Genomic DNA, 19,624 nt, shown 5'->3' on the forward strand with positions numbered 1-19,624 from the left:
GGATATTAACATTTGGGAACGTATCGGTTATAATTATCCCAGGTTGATAGATAATCCAGATCCCACATTACCTGTAACCTTATCAAGCTTTACAGGAAATATTATTGATGGTTTTCCAACTTTGAATTGGATAACCGAATCTGAATTGGAAAACCTGGGTTGGAATATCTATCGCAGCCAAGATGAAAATGGTATCGATAACAATAATGTACTAAAATTAAATGATGACCTAATTCCCGGCATGGGAACGGTGACTACACCAACTGAATACAATTATATCGATGAGCAGCCGATTTTGCAACCAGGAGTTCACTATTACTGGCTGGAAAGTGTAAGCTACAGTGGAGAGTTGGAAGTCTTTGGTCCGGTTTCAATAAATCTGAACAGTTCAAACATTACTCCAGGTGCTCCAGAAAAAAGCTTTGTAAATCAAAATCATCCAAATCCCTTCAATCCCACCACTACGATTCAATTCGGTATTGAAGAAGGAGAAACTGGGACACTGACAATTTATAATGTGCTTGGACAGAAAGTAATTTCCCAAAAATATGAAGCAGGATTCCATACATTTACCTGGAATGCTTCAAAGCAAGCTTCTGGAGTGTATTTCTATCGTTTGCAGACGCCTTCTTATCACAAAACGATTAGAATGCTAATGTTGAAATAATAAATCCAGACTTGCCTCAATGCGCAGGCTTGAGGTAAGAACGGATGTGATTTTGTTATTCTTAACCCAAACTTCGTTATTGGGTCAAGTCTAACAACACATATTCTTTCCGATAGCTTCATTCGCAGATTCTTGCAGAAGCTGTCGGAAAGGTATTTCACTGTCGGAAAGGTTTTTAGGTAACCATTCACAAGGTTTCGCACAGCTCAACCATTCGAGAAGGTAAGAGTTTTCCGGACTTAAGAACTAAGAACGAGAAACATTTTAAATTGTGTTCTGAACTCCAGTCAAGTCTGAAGTCCAGTGAATTAGCTTTTAGCCCTGACAATTTGTCGGGGCTTTTTATTTGGAGCAAATCAATTCTTTGATTTTTAAGCGACGAGGTCGCTTGCAAATAGAATTCATCATAGTTTTTGCCATATACTTCGATACGTCGTTTCACTCCTACTCAGGATGACAAAATAATCTTTCCGTCATTCTGCCAGCCCTGTGGAATGCAGCTTTGCTGCTGGCTTTTTCAAATTCCACTGGGCCTGCCAAACCGACTTGTCATGCCGTAGCCAATGACGAAGGTAGAAGCTTAGCGAAGGCTGGACGTATCTTGTACGTTGTTCTTACGACTTCGTAAAACTTCGCCGTGACAGTCTTCATAAAAAAAAGCTCCGATAAGATCGGAGCAAAATGTTGAACAGACCTGAAACTGGCCTGCCCGGGCGTAGTCCCGAAAGTTTTCGGGACGAAGACTGGTGGGCCCAAGAGGAGTCGAACCTCTGACCGTCCGGTTATGAGCCGGAAGCTCTACCAACTGAGCTATAGGCCCCAAAATCTATTCTCTAATGATCACTTAAATTTCGAGTATGTAAAAACAAATTCACTCAAATTCGTGTCAAGAATTTCCTGATAACGAATTACTTAACATTGAAGTTATCTATGAACTTCATTAAAATATTACTTCTGGTAGGATGTCGAAGTTTTCGCAGAGCTTTATCTTCGATCTGACGAATCCGCTCTCTGGTTACACCAAATATATTTCCTACTTCTTCCAGAGTTCTGTGATAACCATCGTCGATACCAAATCGTAATCGGATGACTCTTTCTTCTCGGGAAGTAAGAGTTCTCAAAATATCATCAACCTGTTTTTTCAGCAGAGTTCTTTCCGCCATTCTTTCCGGTGAGATCGTTCCTTTATCTTCGATGAAGTCTCCCAACAGGCTGTCTTCATCTTCATGGCCGATCGGTTTATCAAGGGAAACAGGTTCTTTGGTAATCGCTAAAATGCTTTTTATTTTTTCTACAGGTAATTCCAAGGCGTTTGAAATTTCTTCAGGATATGGTTCTCTGCCAAGTTCCTGCAATAGTTTTCTGCTGGCACGTTTCACTTTGTTAATCGATTCGATCATATGAACTGGAATACGGATCGTTCTGGCTTGATCGGCAATGGCACGAGTAATTGCCTGACGGATCCACCAGGTGGCGTATGTGCTGAATTTAAAACCCTTGCGATAATCGTATTTTTCCACAGCTCGCATCAGTCCCGTGTTTCCTTCCTGGATAAGATCAAGAAAATCTAAACCACGATTGTTGTAACGCTTGGCGATACTTACAACCAAACGCACATTTGCTTCTATCATTTCATTCTTGGAACGCTCTTTCATCTTTTCGCCGCGTTCCACTTCTGCCAGAAGATCGACCATTTCGTTAGCTGTCATCTTGGTTTCCAGCTCTACACGACGAATTTTACGACGGGCATTTTTTATCTTACGCAGAGTTTCGATAAAAACGTTCGGTTCGATATTTGTTTCTTTTTGAACTGCGTCATAATCTTCGGGAGATTTGTTTGCTTTTCGTCCAAATGTACAAATTTCATCAATGCTGTATTTCCTGATTTTAGAAAGGTGCTTGATAGTTTTCTGGCTGTCTTTTATTCTATCAACAAGGCTGCGAATTCTGTAAACCATCCTTTTCAGGAGCTTTTCATTGTAAGTAAGTTTGTCGAAGATTTCCATGATTTTGGCACGTTTTTTTTCAATGGTCTCCTGATCGACAAGATGTCCAATTTCATCGTATTCACTGTTATCGATAATATCACCGATCTCATCAAAAATAGCACTGGTTTCTTTTATCACCTGTTCAAATTCGTTGATAAGAGTAGCTTCCTGAGCTTTGTCCATCCAGGTTCCGTATTCGATCTTGAATATCTGATCCAGCTTTACACGTTTCTCACGATAGCGATGCAGGAAATTCTCCATCTCCCGCAATGTAGATCCACTCATAAAAACATATTTATTAATATATTTTTGTCCGCTTTCGATCTTCTTGGCAATGCGAACTTCACCTTCCCGATCCAAAAGAGGAACACGGCCCATTTCGCCCAGATACATACGAACCGGGTCGTCGTAATAGCGTTTATTCTGGAATTTCTTGGTTTTTTTGTTTTTCTTTACAGATACTTTTTTCTTGGTAACTCTTTTCTGTGTTTCATCGATCAGTTCGATACCTTCTTCCACAATATCATTAATAATATCATCAATTTTATCCAAAAATATCGGATTGCTGGGAAGGATGTTATTGATCTGTTTAAATGTTAACAGGTTATTATTCTTTCTGGCCAGATCTACAAGTTTTTTTATACATTCATTGTAACTCAGCATTCAATCTCCTTTAGTAAAGGGTTTTAGTAACTTTTCTCTTATCGAGTGTCAGAACTTTCTTTTTCAGCTCATTTTTTTGGGATAGAAGATCCCGGTCTTTTGGATTTTCACGAATCCTGGTATTAATATATTTGAGCTCTGTTTGAAACTTCCTCAACTTCAAATTATTTATATTTTCATCTACAGAAGTATTGGGAACTGGCAGCATCATCAATTCGGTGATTGTACTTTTAATTATTTCATCATCAGTATAATCGACCAAACTCGATATTTGCCCCATATCCTCTATATGCTCCTGCATAATTCCAAATATACTTTTATATGCGTCTGAAAAAAAATAAGTCGAATCTATCTCTTGTGCAACTTTTTTATATAATATTTTATTATCTAATATTAAACATATAAGATTTTTTTCATCTTCAAATTTGTTCAAAAGAGTTTTTTGAGTTGTAACTTTTGTCCTATTTGGTTTGCGTTTTTTTATTTTTGTTCGGATGGCGTGTTCACTGATTCCAAAGATCTCGGAAATATCTTTGATGAAAAGTTCCTGAGAAATTTCATCATTCATTTCATTCAGAATTTCTATCAGCGTATCCAGTTTTGCTCTTTCTTCCAGCTGCAGGCTTTTGTCTTGCTGCAGGAATTTGGGAAGTGATAAAGCATTTGAGATCAGGTCATTTAATTTAGCTGCATCATTTTCCTGCAGATAACTGTCAGGATCAGTTTCGCTTGGAAGTTGAATTATGTATGCTTTATATCCATGTTCTATTACATTTCCAGCAGCACGCACAGCAGCTTTACGACCGGCTTTGTCACCATCGTAGATCATGTAGAAATTGTTTGTGTATCTGCCCAGAAGTTTTATCTGTCCGTCGGTGAGAGAAGTTCCCAGCGATGCAACGCAGTTGGTGAATCCCTTTTCGTATAAACGCAGGAAATCTGTGTAACCTTCGCAGATGAGAACCGTGTCTTTTTTCTGAATTTCGTATTTTGTCAGGAAGAGCCCGTAAAGTTCATTGCCTTTCGTATAAATTTCTGTTGTGGGTGAATTTACATATTTCCCACCAGATTGATCATCATGTAGAATTCTACCACCAAAAGCAATTATCTTACCGGTATGATCATGAATAGGGAACATCAAACGATTGCGAAATAGATCACTTCCACCCTGAGTGAACAAACCAGTATTTGGTAAAATTTTATCGTTGATGCTGTTTTTTATTAAATAATTTTTCAGTGAATTAAAGCCATCCAAAGCATACCCGATCTGAAATTTCTGGATCGCATCGTTACTGAAACCACGCTCGGAAAGATAACGCAGAGCAAAATCTCCATGTTTAAAAAGATTATCACAGAAAAATTCACCAGCCAGTTTATAAATGGAATAGATCAGATCACGGCGGTTTTTTTTCTTGGTGTTTACAGGTGATTGCTGCAAAACGATGCCAGCTCTTTGAGCCAGTTTTTTCATCGCTTCCCAGAACGAAAGTTTCTCGTATTCCTGAACGAAATGGATCACATTTCCACCTTTTCCGCAACCGAAACATTTGAAGATCTGCTTCTTTTCGCTCACCACAAAGGAAGCAGTTTTTTCGTCATGGAACGGGCAGCGTGCTTTAAAGTTACTTCCCGTCTTTTTGAGCGGAAAATAACTGCCGATCACATCGACGATGTTATTGTTATCAATTACTTCTTCAATTATTCTTTGATCCATTCATTCTCCAAAAAGATGACAAAAACCATAGTTATTTTTCTAAAACCACTACAGTTACACCATCTCCGCCAGCTTCGGGAGGGGGTGAAAAAAAGTCGACAACTTTTTTCTTTTTTCTAAGATATTGACGCACTTTTGCACGCAGAGCTCCGGTTCCTTTACCATGAACAATTCTCAATCTTTCCAACCCGGAAAAGATAGCATTGTCTATAAAAGTCTCAATTTTTGGTTTTGCTTCATCAAAAGTATTTCCCAGGATCTTTAGTTCCATTTTTACTTCCGGTCGAGGTACAGAAACGCTTGGTTTTGTTTTCTTAACAGGTTTTTTAGTTGTTTTAAAAATATTAGAATTTGAGGTAGTGAAAAATATTCCACCCATATCCACTTTTATCTCTTTATCAAAAACTTCTATGATCTCAGCTTCTGTTTCCATATCCTTCAGCCAGATCAGTTTACCTGGCTTGGGATTTGTTTCAAGTTCTCGCTGAAAATCCTGCAGCTGATCTTCTTGTTCCTTGAATTTTAAATTCTGTTCATTTATTTTGTTTAAAGAATTTTCCAGCAGCTCTTTTCTCCTCTTTTTGTCGGATTTCTTGATCGAGTCGATCTCGTTATTGAGTTCCTTCTGCAGAGTTGTCAAAAACTCCCGTGCTTCCCGCATCGATTTGCGTTTTATTGCTTTGGAATTTTCTTCCATTTCGTCGATCTTGTGCTGGTGTTCATCGATCTTTTTATTAAGCAGTGCAGTTTTCAATTCATATTGATAGAGCTGATGTGAAAGCGCTTGTTTTTCTTCCGTCATTCGAGTCAGGAGATCGGTCATTTCCACGCTTTGATTGCCGGTAAGTTCTTTGGCTCGATTGATCAAATTCTCATTCATCCCCAGTCGGGAAGCTACTTCGATAGCGAAACTGTTCCCGGGAAGACCGAGTTTGAAATTATAAGTTGGAACATGTTTATCAGCATCGAATTGCATAGCTGCATTCATGCAGTTTTTGTGCTTTTCAGCAAAAATTTTAAGAGCTGTGTAGTGAGTTGTTATAACTCCCACACAATTGAGTTCTGCCAGTTTTTCCAGAATGGATTGTGCTAAAGCAGAACCCTGTTCAGGATCGGTGGCAGCTCCGATCTCATCTATAAGAACGAGAGAATTCTCTGTTCCCTTTTTTACCATTTCATCGATATTTTTGATGTGAGAAGAAAAAGTACTGAGTGCATTTTCCAAAGACTGATTATCTCCGATATCAGCAAAAACCTGTGGAAAAATTCCGATCTTACTGTCGAATCTGGCAGGAATAGGTAAACCGGAAAGTGCCATCAGAGTTAGAAGTCCAATGGTTTTTAGAGTAACTGTTTTTCCACCGGTATTTGGCCCGGAAATCAGTAGCAGTTTAAATTCTCTTCCCAGTTCCAGATCAAATGGAATAACTTTTTTGAGGGAACCGTAGGAGTGGATAAGAAGTGGGTGACGGGCATTGCTGAGTGAAATTATCGGCTTTTCCACGATCTCTGGTTTTTCAGCAGAAATGGAATGGGAAAATCTTCCTACAGCAAAATGAAAATCGAGTTCTTGCAGAATTTTTGTATTATCGATGATTTCAGTTTTATATTCTCGCAATTGTTTTGTATATTCTATGAAAATTCTGTGGATCTCTCTTTTTTCCTCGCTGCTGGTCATGTCAATCTCATTGTTGATGCCGACAGCTTCCTGAGGTTCCATGTAAACTGAGTTTTTGCTGCCGGAGCGTCCGTGAACAATTCCCTGAACAAAGCTGGTAGAACTTTCTTTGAGCGGAATTACGAATCTTCCATCGCGCTGAGTTACGATCTTATCGTGGATATAATTCTTGTTTTCAAATTCATTTAGTTTCGTATTCAGAAGTCCGGTAATCGATCTTCTTAATTTGCGTTTTTTCTTCCTGATATTTGCCAGTTCAGTTGAAGCGGAATCTTTTACCAGGCCTTCAGTATCAAAGATCTGTTTAAATCTTTCAGCCAGTTCAGGAAGTTTAAATAATTTTTGAATCATATTAACAAATTTAGGATTATCTTCCTGGTTTTCTTCAGAATAGTAAATGTTGTTAGCAGCTTCCAGATTGAAATAGATCTGCTGGAATTCTTCGTAATTGTAGGTGATATGCTTTATATTGTTAAGAAGTTCGTTGAGGTTGGAAATGCGGGAGAAATTGAATTGCAGGCCTGTTTTGATCAGGTTTCGGATCTCTTCATTCAAAACCAATAATTTATCAACTTCGGTTTTGGAACTTAGTGGTTTTAATTCCAATGCAAGCTGCCTTCCCAAACCGGAATGGCATTCCTCTGCCAGAATTTCCTTTATTTTATTGTATTCGAGTTGTGAATATACCTGCATATAAATTCCTCTGGGATTATACTTCTATCAAATAATATTTCCTGAATTATATTATGAAATTATTTCTTGGTTTTTTCCTCAACTGCATCGGTTATTTTCTGATCTAAATCTTCGATGGTTTTTTCGATGGGAACCTTGAATTTATTTGCTTCGGGAAAGTTTTTATCTACAATCAAAGTGAATTTACGAATATATTGAACAGCAACTGAATCATTCGTAAATTTGCGAATACTTTTCCGCATGGGAGTTATATCGAGTAAAATTAGCACGATAGCAATTATGAGAACTCCGTTCAAAAAACCGAAAACCATTCCTAAAATGCGATCCAGACAGCCGGCATTCAGGATGTTCATGATTTTGCTGAGCATCCAACCTATGATTTTTACAACAATAGTGATAAAGAATATGATGAGAATATATGCTAAGGCAACAGCCAGAATTTCATTTATTCCCAACTCTCGGATCAGCATGATCTTGACCGGATTTCCAATTTTGATGATGAGAATAATAATGACGATAAGCCCTAAAAGCCCTAAAACGCTTTTGATAAAACCTTTTCGCAACCCGTTAAAAACGAATGCTAAAACAAATATTCCAATAATTATATCCAATAAATGCATTTCATATCCTCACTTTCATTTTCTTTGCATTCAGCAAAAAATGGGGAGATTTTATCTCCCCACTTTCTTAAATATTTATCCGAAATCAAATTCAGACACGATGATCAATTTAGAATTATGCCTGTAATTTCTGTCTTACCAGCATGCTCAGAATTTTTCCATCTGCCTGGTTTCCCAGCTTTTCTTTCAAAGCTTTCATCACTTTGCCCATATCTTTCATGGAAGTGGCTTCCAGCTCTGCAATAAGATTATTTACTGCAGCAGCCAGTTCTTCTTCCGAAAGCGGTTCGGGTAAAAAGCTTTCGATAACTTCGATTTCGTATTGTTCATTGGCGGCAAGTTCAGGTCTGTTGCCTTGTTCATAAAGTTCAATCGCCTGTTTTCTACTCTTAATCTGACTTTGCAAAACAGAAATTGCATCATCTTCCGACAGCTTCTGTTTCTTTTCGATCTCTGCGTATTTAAGAGCAGCTTTTACAGACCTGAGTACTTTCAGTCGCTTCTGATCTTTGCTGCGGAGAGCTATTAGAACAGCTTTTTCGATATCTTGAATCATAACTATATCCCGGATTAATTAAAATCTGTTATATCGTCTTTGCTTTCTAAGAAGTTTTAAAGCTTTTCTGCGTGCTTCTTTTTCTTTTCTGCGACGCTTCACAGATGGCTTTTCATAATAGTTATTCTTCTTAATATCAGAAAGCAATCCGGCTTTTTCGCAAGATTTTTTGAATTTTCTCAGTGTTACCTGGAAAGATTCACCTTCTCTGGCTACAACCTTTGGCACTAAATTCACCTCCCTTTTTTACAAGTGATTTACCAAACTTTTATATATCTATTTCTTGTCAAGTTTAGTGATAAAATTGTTATATTTAGTATAAAAATAAATTAATATTAAAATTTATCAAAAGTCTAAATGATATTTTAGCAGTGAATTAAAACTACCTGGAAAGAATTTTTTTGTAAAAAAAACTTGTATAAAAACAGGTGATTTTAGTTATTGTTCCAAATTATTAATTTATGAAATAGATAATATCGGGAAGATATTTGGAGGAGACTAAATGTTAGAAGGAATGAGAAGAAATGCATCATGGATAATAATAATTATCGCAGCGCTTTTTATATTATCAATGGCTATCGGTGGGATTTCCAGTATTTTTACAAAAAATCCATATAAATACGTTGGAATTATCGAAGGTGAGAAGATCACTTTTTCCCAATACCAGGAAATGTTGAAAGCTACTTATGCCAGCCACGCCGAACAAAATCCGGAAGCTGAATTTGATGATCAGCTGACAAACCAATTGAATGAACAAACCTGGAATCAATTGAAGCAGCGCATATTATTCAATAAAGAGATTAAGAAGCGACGAGTTAAAGTTAGTGAAGATGATGTGATAGCAGCTTTGCAGGATCCGCCAGACGATGTAAAAGAAATTGAACAGATGCAGACTGATGGTGAATTTGACCAGGATAAATACACCGATATGCTGCTGGAAAATCAGCAATTTGCTGCCTACATGGAAAATAGAGTTCGTGGAATGCTTCCCTATGAAAAACTTTATGAAGATGTAAAATCTGAAGTTGTTCTTACGGAAGAAGAGCTTCAAAAAGAATATATCAAAGAAAACGACAAAGCAGAAGCAGACATCATCTATTTTGATTCAAGTTTGATTCCAGAAGTAGACATAACAGATGAAGACATGCAAGAGTATTATGATGAGAATAAAGAAGAATACAAAAGAGGACCAGCCAGAAAACTGAAATACGTTCGCATGGATCTTGCAGCCAGTGAAGCCGATAAAAAAGCTGCCAAAGAGAAAATAGATTCTCTTTATGTTGTAGTTTCAGAAGGTGCAGATTTTGCTGAAATAGCTCGCAAATATTCTCAAGATTCTTCCGCTCCCAAAGGGGGAGATCTTGGATATTTTGAAGAAGGAAGAATGGTTCCCGAATTCAGTGCTGCTGCTTTTTCTATGGATATCGGACAGATCAGTGAACCGGTGGAAACTCAATATGGATGGCACATTATCAAAACTACAGGAAAAAAACAAAGTCCGGAAGGCAAACCGATGGTTCAAGCCAGTCATATTCTTATCAAATTTGAACCTTCTTTTGAAACTCGTGCCAATCAGGAAATCCTGGTGGATGACTTATTTGAGAATGCCGAGAAAGTTGGACTGGAAAAAGCTGCTGAAGAGCTGGCTTACGAAGTAAAAGAAACCAGGGAATTTTACGAAGATGCTCAATATATTCCTGGTTTAGGAAAAGATGAAGGTCAAGTTGAGTTTGCTTTCAAACACAAAGAAGGAACCTTGCTCGATCCTTTCAATATCGGCGAAGATAGTTATGTTTTAGCAGAGATTTCTTATGTTGTTGGTGATCATTACATGCCGTTCGAAGATGTTGAATCCAGCATAAAAAGAAAAGTGGAACAAGAGAAGAAAGTGGAGAAGTTGTACGAAATGGCAGAAAAATTCATTGCCGAAAATGATGTTGCTAATTACATAAAAGCAGCCAAAAGCCAGGACATTAAAGTTGTGGAAGCTAAAGATATTATTGCAGAAAAAGCTATACCAAGCATTCGGAAAGATGATATTCTAAACGAAACAATTTTAGAACATGAAGCGGGTGAAACTACAGATCTGATCAAAGGTGAATTTGGCGCTTATATCGCTATCGTAAAATCGCGAACTAAACCAGATATGGAAAAATTTGAAGCAGAAAAAGAAGAGCTTTATGAAACAAAACTGGAAGAGAAGAAAGAAGAATATTTGAACCAGTGGTATCGAGAACTTCTGGAAAATGCTGAGATTACAGACAATCGAAGCTTGTTTTTCGATTAAAGAAAATTAGATAGAAAACTAAAAAAGCCCGACTTTTTGTCGGGCTTTTTTTTGTAATTGATAAGCTAATTATTTTTTTACTTTTAAAACATCAGAAATTATCTCTTCAAATGATCCTTTCGGTAAGGCTCCCATCGCCATTTGCGGTTTTTCATCTACCGGTGCAAAAAGCAAAGATGGTATACTGCGAATTCCAAAAGCTGCTGCCAGCTCCTGCTGATCTTCAGTATCTACCTTGTAAATATCAAGTTTGCCTTTGTATTCTTCTGCCAGTTCTTCCAAAACTGGAGTTACCATTTTACATGGTCCACACCAATCTGCATAAAAATCGATAATTGCGGGCTTATCTCCCAGAAATTTCCAATCCTTATTCTGCTCAAAATCATGAATTTTCTGCTTAAAAGTTTCTTTCGTCAAATGTTCCATTTTTTCACTCCTAAATTATTTTCTTTAAATTTATAGAACAACTTAAGCGAATATTACACAATGTCAAATATTAGTTTTAATAAATTTTATTTTTTCTATACATTAAAAAAACTTGTCAGAATTTATAATTATTTAAATATTAGTACAAAATGTATGAATTGGTTTAATATGAAAAAAACGATCTTGATAATAGTACTATTTGTATTGACGGTATTTTTAGCAGCAATTCCAACCAGAATTGACAGTTTAGAACATGCCGTGAACAATCTGAAAGGGATCGAAAAAGTAATCATGTTGAACCAGTTATCCGAGATTTATCTGGCATCATCTCCACGAAAAAGTAGTGAACTGAGTTCTGAAGCTTACGATCTTGCTTCCGATCTTCAGGATAGTTTTGCTAGTGCAAAATCTCTTTTGATGATGGGAAAAGCAAATTATCGATTGGGAAATTATCAACCTGCCCTTAGTAATCTTATCAAATCGCAAAAGCTTTTTTCCACTTTGAACGATAAACGGGGAATGGCAGATGTCCAATTAATTGCCGGTCTTACTCAATTACGTTTGAGCAATTTTGACAGAGCACTTTTCTATTTATTGAATACCTTGAAACTTGAGCGTGAACTGGGCAGTAAAAAAGGAACTCTGAAAGCTCTTAATCATATCGCCGATCTTCACTATTATCTGCAAAATTACGATGAATCTCTAAAATATTATAAAGATGCTTTGGCCCTGGAACAGCAAGTTGGAAGCTCTGAATCCATTTCGACGACGCTTTCCAATTTGGGAATGGTACACGCAGATCGAGGAGATTTTGATAATGCTCTTCAATACTATATGCGATCTTTGCAGATAGAACAGAAAGCTGAGAATTCTGGTGGAGTTGCCAATGCCTATTACAATTTGGGATTGCTCTATTCCAAACTGGAAGATTATGACCGGGCTTTGGATTATCTCGATCAATCTTTGAATTTGAATCTTGAGATCGGAAGTAAATACGAGATATCCAACACTTTTCTTCATATAGGAAAGATATATACAAAACTTGGTGATAAAGATATGGCTTTCGCCAATCTTACTCAGGGAATTCAGATCGCTATCGATATAAATTCCCGAATTTTACTGCGCGATGGATATTACAATTTATACGAATATTACAACGAGCAAAATGACCTTCCACACGCTTTCCAATATTACAAACTTTATGCAAATCAGAAAGAGCTGATCTTAACTGAAACCAACAAAAAACAGCTTCAGGAATTGCAGACTGGCTTGCAACATCTGGATAATGAAAAAGAGATAGAACTGAAAGAAAAAGAGGAAGTGATCGGTCGGCTGGTTTCCGATAAACGAAAACTTTTCAATTTGCTTCTCATCTTTGGCGTAGTTGCCGTAACTTCTGCTGCTGGAATTCTTTACTACCGTTTCCGTCAGGAAAGTATCATCAATAAAAAGCTGAAAACCGAGATCGTAGAAAAAGAAGAAATTGAACATAAACTCAGCAACAGATTGGCTATCGAAAAGGTTGTTTCCAGCATTTCATCGAATTTTATTAAAATAAAAGATTTTAACAAAGTAATTAAATTATCATTGGAAAATATCGGTAAAGTTTGTAATGCCAGTAGAGCCAGTTTGTTTTTGATAAGTGAAAATAACAAAGCTTTGGAACGAACTCACGTGTGGCAGGAAAGTGGTTTGGGCATGTTGCCTCCCAGCATCAAAGAGATGGAAATTTCCAAAAACAAATGGTGGAATTCTAAACTGGAAAATGATGAAATTGTACATGTTGATGATGTTTCCATGATGCCGCAGGAAGCATTTCAGGAACAGAGATTTCTGGAACAACAAGGTGTGAAATCAGCTTTAGCTTTTGCCGTAAAATTCAAACAGAGATTGATTGGATTTGTTTCTTTCGAAAACTTTTCTAAAACTCATAAATGGCAGACAGAAGATTTTGCTCTTCTAAGTTTATTCTCAGAAACTATTGGACTTTTCTTTGAACGAAAGGAGATGGAAGACCGTCTGCGAAATGCTAACAGCTTGCTCGAGCGCAGAGTAAGTGAGCGCACTCAGGAACTGGCAAATGCCAACCAGGAATTGCAGCTGGAAATTGCGGAAAGAAAAAGAGCTCAGCAAGACCTTAATGATAGTTATCATCGTTTGAAAAAAGCAATGGAAGAAACAGTGAATGCTCTTATTTCAGCTGTAGAAATCCGTGATCCTTATACTGCCGGACATCAGCTTCGTGTAGCTACTTTAAGCCGAGAGATCGGTCTGGCAATGGGGCTGGGAAAAGAACAGCTGGATAGCATTCGTATTGCTGCCATTCTGCATGATATTGGAAAGATATATGTTCCAACCGAAATTCTAACTAAACCTGCCAGATTGACGGAAACAGAATACAGCATGATCAAAAATCATCCTCTGGCTGGATATGATATTTTGAAAACTATCGACTTTGAACTTCCTGTGGCAAAAATAGTTTATCAACACCACGAAAAGATCAATGGTTCCGGCTATCCTCAGGGCTTGGCAGGAAACGAGATAATGCTGGAAGCCAAAATTGTGAATATAGCCGATGTGGTAGATGCTATGATCTCGCAAAGACCGTACAGAAATTCTCAGGGAATCGATGAAGCACTAGCTGAATTGCGTCGGAATGCGGGTTTGCTTTACGATGAAGATATTGTGCAGGTTTGTATCGATCTTTTCAACAATAGAGGTTTCCAATTTGAGGAGATAAAAGTTCGCACATCACCCAGATAGATCTTATTGATTTTACAAATTGAATTTAAGAAAGGATTGAAATGGAAAAAATCGTAAAAGCTCTCACTGCTGCTATGGAAGTTTGGGATCCGTTTACTGCTCAGCATCAAAAAAGAGTAAATCAGCTGGCAATGGAAATTGCACGGGAGATGAACCTTTCTGAAAAGAGTAAAAAGATGCTCAATTATGCGTCACTGCTGCACGATATCGGAAAGATTAATCTACCATTGGAACTGCTCAGTAAACCGGGAACTTTAGCTGATTCTGAATTGAACCTGATTAAAAGACATAGTGAAATTGGATTTGAGATTCTGAAGAAAATTGAATTTCCTCCCGAAATTTGCCAGATAGTTCTGCAGCATCATGAGAAAATGAATGGTAAAGGATATCCTCGAGGTCTTACCGGATCTGAGATTTTATTGGAAGCGCGAATTTTAATGGTTGCGAACACTGTAGAAGCAATTGCGTCCAATCGACCTTATCGTCCTGTGATTGGTTTGGGAGAAGCTCTTAATGAAGTCGAACAAAATATCGGTGGCAAATATGATAATGCTGTTGTTGATGCCTGTCTGCGGATTTTTCGACAAGGTGAATTCGAATTGGATGAACTGATTATTCCTACTTACGATGATCCTGATCGCAGTGATTTGATGTTCCATTTTAAAGATAATTACGAAACTGATATTTCCTGAATATGAAAGATCAACTAAATTTATCTGATCCGATCTATCTGGATTACAATGCCACAACTCCTATCGATCCGCAAGTTGCCGATGCGATGGAACCATTTTTAAGACAGAAATTTGGCAATCCTTCCAGTGGACATGTGTATGGAGTAAAAACAAAAATTGCTGTAAATAAGGCTCGCAAACAATTAGCAGAACTGATAAACTGCGAACCTGAAAATCTGATTTTTACCAGTGGAGGAACAGAATCCAATAATTATGCAATCCGCGGATTTGCCTTTGCAAATCGAGCCAGGGGAAATCATATCATTACATCAGTGGTAGAACATCCGGCTGTTATCAATGTTTGTAAATATCTGGAAGTTCACGGATTTCAAGTTACTTATCTTCCTGTAGACCGATTTGGTACGGTCGATACCGATCACGTTTTGGAAGCTGTAAAAGAAGAAACGATCCTGATCTCAATAATGCATGCAAATAATGAAGTGGGAACGATCCAACGCATAAAGCAAATAGCCGAAACTGCTCATAAAAATGAGATTATTCTGCATTGTGATGCGGCTCAATCTCTGGGAAAAATTGCTGTAGATATAAATGAATTGGGCGTTGATCTTCTGTCGATCGCCGGGCATAAGCTTTACGCACCAAAAGGTGTGGGAGCTTTGTACGTTAAGCCGGGAATCGAGCTGGAAAAATTCATGATCGGTGGAAACCAGGAAAATGACAAACGTGCTGGAACCGAAAATGTTTTAGAAATCGTGGGTTTGGGAAAAGCAGCCGAGATTGCCAAAGAAAATCTGCAGCAGGAGATGAAAAAAAATACGGAACTTCGTGACCTTTTGCAAGCAGAATTACAAAAAGCATTTCCCGATGCTAAACTGAATGGACATCCAACTCAACGCTTACCAAATACTTTGAATATCAGCTTTAAAGATGTTGATGAATTCGCAATTTTAGAGATTTTTTCTGAAGTGGCTGCTTCGGCCGGAGCTGCCTGCCATTCCGATACTGTTTCCATTTCTCCGGTTTTGGAAGCGATGCAGGTTTCCCTGGAATATGCCAGAGGAACTATCAGATTTTCCGTGGGAAGATTCACGAAGAAATCTGATATTTTAACAACGTTAAAGATTGTTAAAGGAATTCTGAAGAAATAATGAAGAAAACTTTCCTGATAATTATATTGCTGATTTGTGTGAACATTTTCGCCCAAACTGAAAGACTAAAGATAGGTTTAGTTCTAAGTGGCGGTGGAGCGCGGGGAATTGCTCACGTGGGTGTTCTAAAAGTTCTGCAGGAAGCTGGGCTGGAATTTGATTATATTACCGGAACCAGTATGGGCAGCATCGTGGGTGGATTGCATGCAATCGGCTATTCTGCCGATGAATTGGAAGATCTTTTAAATGGAATTGATTGGGATGAAATACTTCTAGATAAAATTGCGCGCAGCAGCATTTCTCTGGAAGAAAAAGGTGATCGTGAAAAATATGTGGGATCATTTCCCATTCAAAACAGGAAAATAACTCTTCCAGTCGGAGTTGTATCCGGCCAGCAGGTTCAAGCGCTTCTTACCAAATTATGCCTGTCAGTTCATCATATCGAAGATTTTGATAATCTGCCGATTCCTTTCAGATGCATTGCCACAGATGTAGAATTTGGAAAAGTTGTTGTACTGAAAAGTGGTTTTCTTCCCGATGCAATTCGTGCCAGCATGTCGATTCCTTCACTTTTTGCACCTATCGAAATAGAAGGCCAATTGCTGGTTGATGGAGGAATTTTCGAGAATTTCCCAGTTCAGGATTGCCAGGATATGGGAGCAGATATCATTGTTGGTGTGGATGTGGGAACGCCGCTTTATTCCAAAAAAGAACTTAATTCTCTGGTGCGGATCATGAATCAGGCAATAGCATTTCAGGGTGTAGAATCTGTTCAAGAAGCCAGAAATCTTTGCGACATACTTATAGAGCCGGAAGTGGATGATTATTCCATAATGGATTTTGACCAGGCAGAAAAATTGATGGAACTGGGAGAAGAAGCAGGTAGAAAAATGGTGCCCGAAATCCAGGCTTTGGTAGATTCTTTAAAAGCTTTTCCTTCCAAAGAAAAAATAATTCCTATAAAAGAAGTGGATAGGCTTCATATCAAGCAAGTTCATATCCAGGGTTTGCGAAATGTCTCGCGAAATCTGGTTTATGGAAAGCTGCAGATAAATGATGATAGTTGGATTTCCACAAAAAAATTACAAACTTCCATCGAACGGGTTTACGGCAGTCAATATTTTGAAAAAGTAACATATAAGCTGGTTCCCAGAGAAAATGGAGTGGATCTTTTTGTTCGTTGCGTGGAAAAGATTCAGGATAATTTTAATTTTGCTTTTCATTATGATAGAAACACAAAAACATCAGTTCTTTTAAATACAACCTTCCGAAATAAACTGATACTGGGATCAAAATTGAGTTTGAACTTGATTTTGGGTGAGAATTTTGGACAGGATGTAGCTTATTTTATCCACACGGGTTGGAAGCCGGGATTTGGTTTTGGCGCTCAGATATTAGCCAGAGATTATGAAATCAAAGTTTATGAAGATGGTGAAAAAATAGCTCTCTACGATTATAATTTCGTCACAAACAGATTCGATCTGCAAACCATTGTTTCCAATTCATCTTCTATCGGAGGAGCTGTGGAATATAAAGATACAGAATTGAAACCGGTGATAGCAAATCCTGGTTTGTTAGATTATGAGTATCGCAATTTCATCTACAAAGGCTATTTTTTGATCGATACTTACGATAGTATTATTTTTCCCACAAAAGGAGTGCGATTTTATACCGAAGTAGAAAGAACAATTCAATTATCCAATAATATCGATCTGGATTATAATCCGATCACGACATTTAATTTCCTGTTTGCGATTACCGATAGATTTACCGATAAACTTTTCTATGAAGAAAAGCTAAGACTGGGAAATATCGATGGAGAACAGATGCCGGTGGAAAATGAATTTCAACTGGGAGGATACAAAACGCCTTTGGATATTACTGTTCCCTTCATTGGATATGATTTTTTGTCGCTCTCCACAAAAAGTTACATCGTGTTGTATTCTACTTTTCGTTACGAAATTTTCAATGGGATTTATGGAAAAATTTTAGGGAATTGGGGCTTGATAGGAACAGATAATGAAAATCTTCTGGGCAAAAGAGACTACATTTCCGGATATGGAATTTCGCTGGCCATCGATACACCGTTCGGTCCTATTGAAGGTATTGCCATGCAGAATGGTGAAAACAAAAAGGAAAATATTTTTACTATTACCATAGGATACGATTTTTTAAAATGAGTTTTATGAATATTGAGATAAAAGCCAGATGTTCCGATCACGATAAAATCCGCAAAATTCTGAAAGGAAAAAAAGCTTTTTTCAAAGGAATCGATCACCAGATCGATACATATTTTGTAGTAAAAAATGGACGTCTGAAATTGCGTGAAGGAAATATTGAGAACAGTTTGATCTTCTACGAACGAAGTGATAAGCAAGGTCCCAAACAATCGGATGTGATCTTGTACAAATCCAGGGATTTCAAACAATTAAAAAAAATGCTTCTGAAGTCTATCGGCAGCAAAGTTGTGGTCGAGAAGAAGCGCGAGATATATTTTGTGGAAAATGTGAAGATTCATGTAGATGAAGTGAAAGCTCTGGGAAGTTTTGTCGAGATTGAAGCGATAGACAAAACTGGTGATATAGGAAAAAAGAAACTGCACAAACAATGTAATGAATTCCTGGATTTATTTGAAATAGCTCAGGATCAGCTTATCACAAATTCCTACAGCGATATGCTGCTGGATAAAAAGATCGAGATCGAAGATGGTTCAATTGATCAGGTCGTGGAATTGTCCAAGAAAATTCCTGAGTTCGAGCAGCCCTACGAAAAGTATGAATATGACCAGAGGCTGAGATTTACAAAACATAAAATTCTGGTAGCAAAATTCAATGGAAAACCGGTTGGTTTTAAAGTTGGTTATCAGCAGGAAGATCATTTCTATAGCTGGATGGGAGCTGTATTGCCGGGATTTCGCCAGCTAAAGATTGCAAAGAAATTAGCCGAAAAACAGGAAGAATTCTGCCGTAAAAATTACTTCAAAAAAATTAGAATGAAAACCAGGAATAAACACAAGATCATGCTGAGTTTTGCAATTAGAAGTGGTTTTGAAATTGTAGATATTATTCCTAAACAAGATTCGAAGGAGACCAGGATAATCCTGGAAAAAATATTATGAAAAAAATTTTAGTTTTAGTTTCAATAATCTTCATTTCAGCAGTTGCATCTGCAGAAAACATGACCTTCAAATTAACCTCTACAGCTACGGGATATTTTCCTGAATATACAAATTATCATTACGATTCTCCGGTAATGGGAGTTCGCTTGAGTGGCGAAGTTTATAATTTACTGGAAAAATTTGGCGTTGGTGCTTCCGGACTTTTTCAGCTGAATAGTTTCGATGATCGGATAGATATGACAAAATTTTATGATGTCTATATCCATAATTTTTATAACTCAATGAATGAAGATCGCTATTTTATCTACGGTTTTTATGGTGGGATGCGTTATTCCAAACTGGAATTTGAACACTACAAAACGGATGTAAATACAACTCTGGAAATGACCAGACCGCTGTTTGGATTTGTCTTTGCAACAGAAGGCTGGGGTTTTGACGTCAGCTGGACACAATCGGAAAACCGCAAACCGATCCTGGGTTATGAGATCAAATTCCGCAATTCCAACGGTGTTATTATCCAGTTCGGAAGAAGAAATAGAGGGCCCATGATCGGAGCCGATTCCGACTTTTATATTTACACGGGTTATGAGTTTTTTATGTAGCAGTTTGTA

General features: G+C 37.6%; 15 protein-coding genes and 1 tRNA gene. 8 read left to right on the forward strand and 8 right to left on the reverse strand.

The features are described 5' to 3' along the window. On the forward strand, nt 1-667 hold a 667-nt coding region (locus tag K9N40_06030), incomplete at its 5' end, for a T9SS type A sorting domain-containing protein (protein MCF7814014.1). A gap of 744 nt (nt 668-1,411) precedes the next feature. Here K9N40_06030 and K9N40_06035 read toward each other — a convergent pair. The 7 genes from K9N40_06035 to rpsU form a co-directional block, all read right to left on the reverse strand. Further along, a tRNA-Ile gene (locus K9N40_06035) sits at nt 1,412-1,487 on the reverse strand. An 88-nt stretch (nt 1,488-1,575) separates the two neighbouring features. Next, complete coding sequence (gene rpoD / locus K9N40_06040; GenBank protein ID MCF7814015.1) at nt 1,576-3,318, reverse strand: RNA polymerase sigma factor RpoD; 1,743 nt, start codon at nt 3,316-3,318, stop codon at nt 1,576-1,578. Nucleotides 3,319-3,328: 10 nt separating this feature from the next. Next, complete coding sequence (gene dnaG, locus K9N40_06045; protein ID MCF7814016.1) at nt 3,329-5,032, reverse strand: DNA primase; 1,704 nt, start codon at nt 5,030-5,032, stop codon at nt 3,329-3,331. A 31-nt stretch (nt 5,033-5,063) separates the two neighbouring features. Next, nucleotides 5,064-7,403 carry an endonuclease MutS2 gene (locus tag K9N40_06050; protein MCF7814017.1) on the reverse strand — a complete coding sequence of 780 codons (2,340 nt, stop codon included), beginning with the start codon at nt 7,401-7,403 and terminating at the stop codon, nt 5,064-5,066. Between the two features lie 59 nt (nt 7,404-7,462). After that, on the reverse strand, nt 7,463-8,023 hold the full coding sequence (locus K9N40_06055; protein ID MCF7814018.1) for a CvpA family protein: 561 nt from the start codon (nt 8,021-8,023) through the stop codon (nt 7,463-7,465). A gap of 115 nt (nt 8,024-8,138) precedes the next feature. Beyond that, the gene (locus K9N40_06060; protein ID MCF7814019.1) at nt 8,139-8,579 is read right to left on the reverse strand and encodes a GatB/YqeY domain-containing protein; all 441 of its coding nucleotides are present in this window, start codon (nt 8,577-8,579) and stop codon (nt 8,139-8,141) included. 18 nt (nt 8,580-8,597) lie between these two features. After that, nucleotides 8,598-8,807, reverse strand: a complete 210-nt coding sequence (rpsU, locus tag K9N40_06065) for a 30S ribosomal protein S21 (GenBank protein ID MCF7814020.1) — start codon at nt 8,805-8,807, stop codon at nt 8,598-8,600. A gap of 274 nt (nt 8,808-9,081) precedes the next feature. Here rpsU and K9N40_06070 point away from each other — a divergent pair, with 274 nt between their 5' ends. Next, nucleotides 9,082-10,866 (forward strand): peptidylprolyl isomerase, encoded by a 1,785-nt coding sequence (locus K9N40_06070; protein ID MCF7814021.1) that lies wholly within the window; start codon nt 9,082-9,084, stop codon nt 10,864-10,866. 69 nt (nt 10,867-10,935) lie between these two features. Here the strand turns inward: K9N40_06070 and trxA are convergent, their stop codons facing one another. After that, on the reverse strand, nt 10,936-11,292 hold the full coding sequence (gene trxA, locus K9N40_06075; GenBank protein MCF7814022.1) for a thioredoxin: 357 nt from the start codon (nt 11,290-11,292) through the stop codon (nt 10,936-10,938). A 168-nt stretch (nt 11,293-11,460) separates the two neighbouring features. On the opposite strand from trxA, the gene K9N40_06080 reads away from it, so the two are divergent. The 6 genes from K9N40_06080 to K9N40_06105 are packed head-to-tail and all read left to right on the forward strand — an operon-like array spanning nt 11,461 to nt 19,615. Beyond that, the gene (locus K9N40_06080; protein MCF7814023.1) at nt 11,461-14,055 is read left to right on the forward strand and encodes a tetratricopeptide repeat protein; all 2,595 of its coding nucleotides are present in this window, start codon (nt 11,461-11,463) and stop codon (nt 14,053-14,055) included. Nucleotides 14,056-14,096: 41 nt separating this feature from the next. Next, the gene (locus tag K9N40_06085; protein MCF7814024.1) at nt 14,097-14,747 is read left to right on the forward strand and encodes an HD domain-containing protein; all 651 of its coding nucleotides are present in this window, start codon (nt 14,097-14,099) and stop codon (nt 14,745-14,747) included. Nucleotides 14,748-14,749: 2 nt separating this feature from the next. After that, nucleotides 14,750-15,895 (forward strand): cysteine desulfurase, encoded by a 1,146-nt coding sequence (locus K9N40_06090; GenBank protein ID MCF7814025.1) that lies wholly within the window; start codon nt 14,750-14,752, stop codon nt 15,893-15,895. Beyond that, the gene (locus K9N40_06095) at nt 15,895-18,075 is read left to right on the forward strand and encodes a patatin-like phospholipase family protein (GenBank protein ID MCF7814026.1); all 2,181 of its coding nucleotides are present in this window, start codon (nt 15,895-15,897) and stop codon (nt 18,073-18,075) included. Before K9N40_06090 ends, K9N40_06095 begins: the two co-directional genes overlap by 1 nt. After that, nucleotides 18,072-19,013, forward strand: a complete 942-nt coding sequence (locus K9N40_06100; GenBank protein ID MCF7814027.1) for a GNAT family N-acetyltransferase — start codon at nt 18,072-18,074, stop codon at nt 19,011-19,013. Before K9N40_06095 ends, K9N40_06100 begins: the two co-directional genes overlap by 4 nt. After that, nucleotides 19,010-19,615, forward strand: coding sequence for a hypothetical protein (locus K9N40_06105; GenBank protein ID MCF7814028.1), 606 nt, complete (start codon nt 19,010-19,012; stop codon nt 19,613-19,615). Before K9N40_06100 ends, K9N40_06105 begins: the two co-directional genes overlap by 4 nt. The last annotated feature ends 9 nt before the right edge of the window (nt 19,616-19,624 follow it).

The organism is Candidatus Cloacimonadota bacterium (assembly GCA_021734245.1).
Lineage (GTDB): Bacteria > Cloacimonadota > Cloacimonadia > Cloacimonadales > TCS61 > B137-G9.

Coding starts and splice junctions, on each gene's coding strand:
- rpoD (MCF7814015.1), bottom strand. CDS start 3,318: ATGCTGAGTTACAATGAATGTATAAAAAAACTTGTAGATCTGGCCAGA.
- dnaG (MCF7814016.1), bottom strand. CDS start 5,032: ATGGATCAAAGAATAATTGAAGAAGTAATTGATAACAATAACATCGTC.
- K9N40_06050 (MCF7814017.1), bottom strand. CDS start 7,403: ATGCAGGTATATTCACAACTCGAATACAATAAAATAAAGGAAATTCTG.
- K9N40_06055 (MCF7814018.1), bottom strand. CDS start 8,023: ATGCATTTATTGGATATAATTATTGGAATATTTGTTTTAGCATTCGTT.
- K9N40_06060 (MCF7814019.1), bottom strand. CDS start 8,579: ATGATTCAAGATATCGAAAAAGCTGTTCTAATAGCTCTCCGCAGCAAA.
- K9N40_06070 (MCF7814021.1), top strand. CDS start 9,082: ATGTTAGAAGGAATGAGAAGAAATGCATCATGGATAATAATAATTATC.
- trxA (MCF7814022.1), bottom strand. CDS start 11,292: ATGGAACATTTGACGAAAGAAACTTTTAAGCAGAAAATTCATGATTTT.
- K9N40_06080 (MCF7814023.1), top strand. CDS start 11,461: ATGAAAAAAACGATCTTGATAATAGTACTATTTGTATTGACGGTATTT.
- K9N40_06085 (MCF7814024.1), top strand. CDS start 14,097: ATGGAAAAAATCGTAAAAGCTCTCACTGCTGCTATGGAAGTTTGGGAT.
- K9N40_06090 (MCF7814025.1), top strand. CDS start 14,750: ATGAAAGATCAACTAAATTTATCTGATCCGATCTATCTGGATTACAAT.
- K9N40_06095 (MCF7814026.1), top strand. CDS start 15,895: ATGAAGAAAACTTTCCTGATAATTATATTGCTGATTTGTGTGAACATT.
- K9N40_06100 (MCF7814027.1), top strand. CDS start 18,072: ATGAGTTTTATGAATATTGAGATAAAAGCCAGATGTTCCGATCACGAT.
- K9N40_06105 (MCF7814028.1), top strand. CDS start 19,010: ATGAAAAAAATTTTAGTTTTAGTTTCAATAATCTTCATTTCAGCAGTT.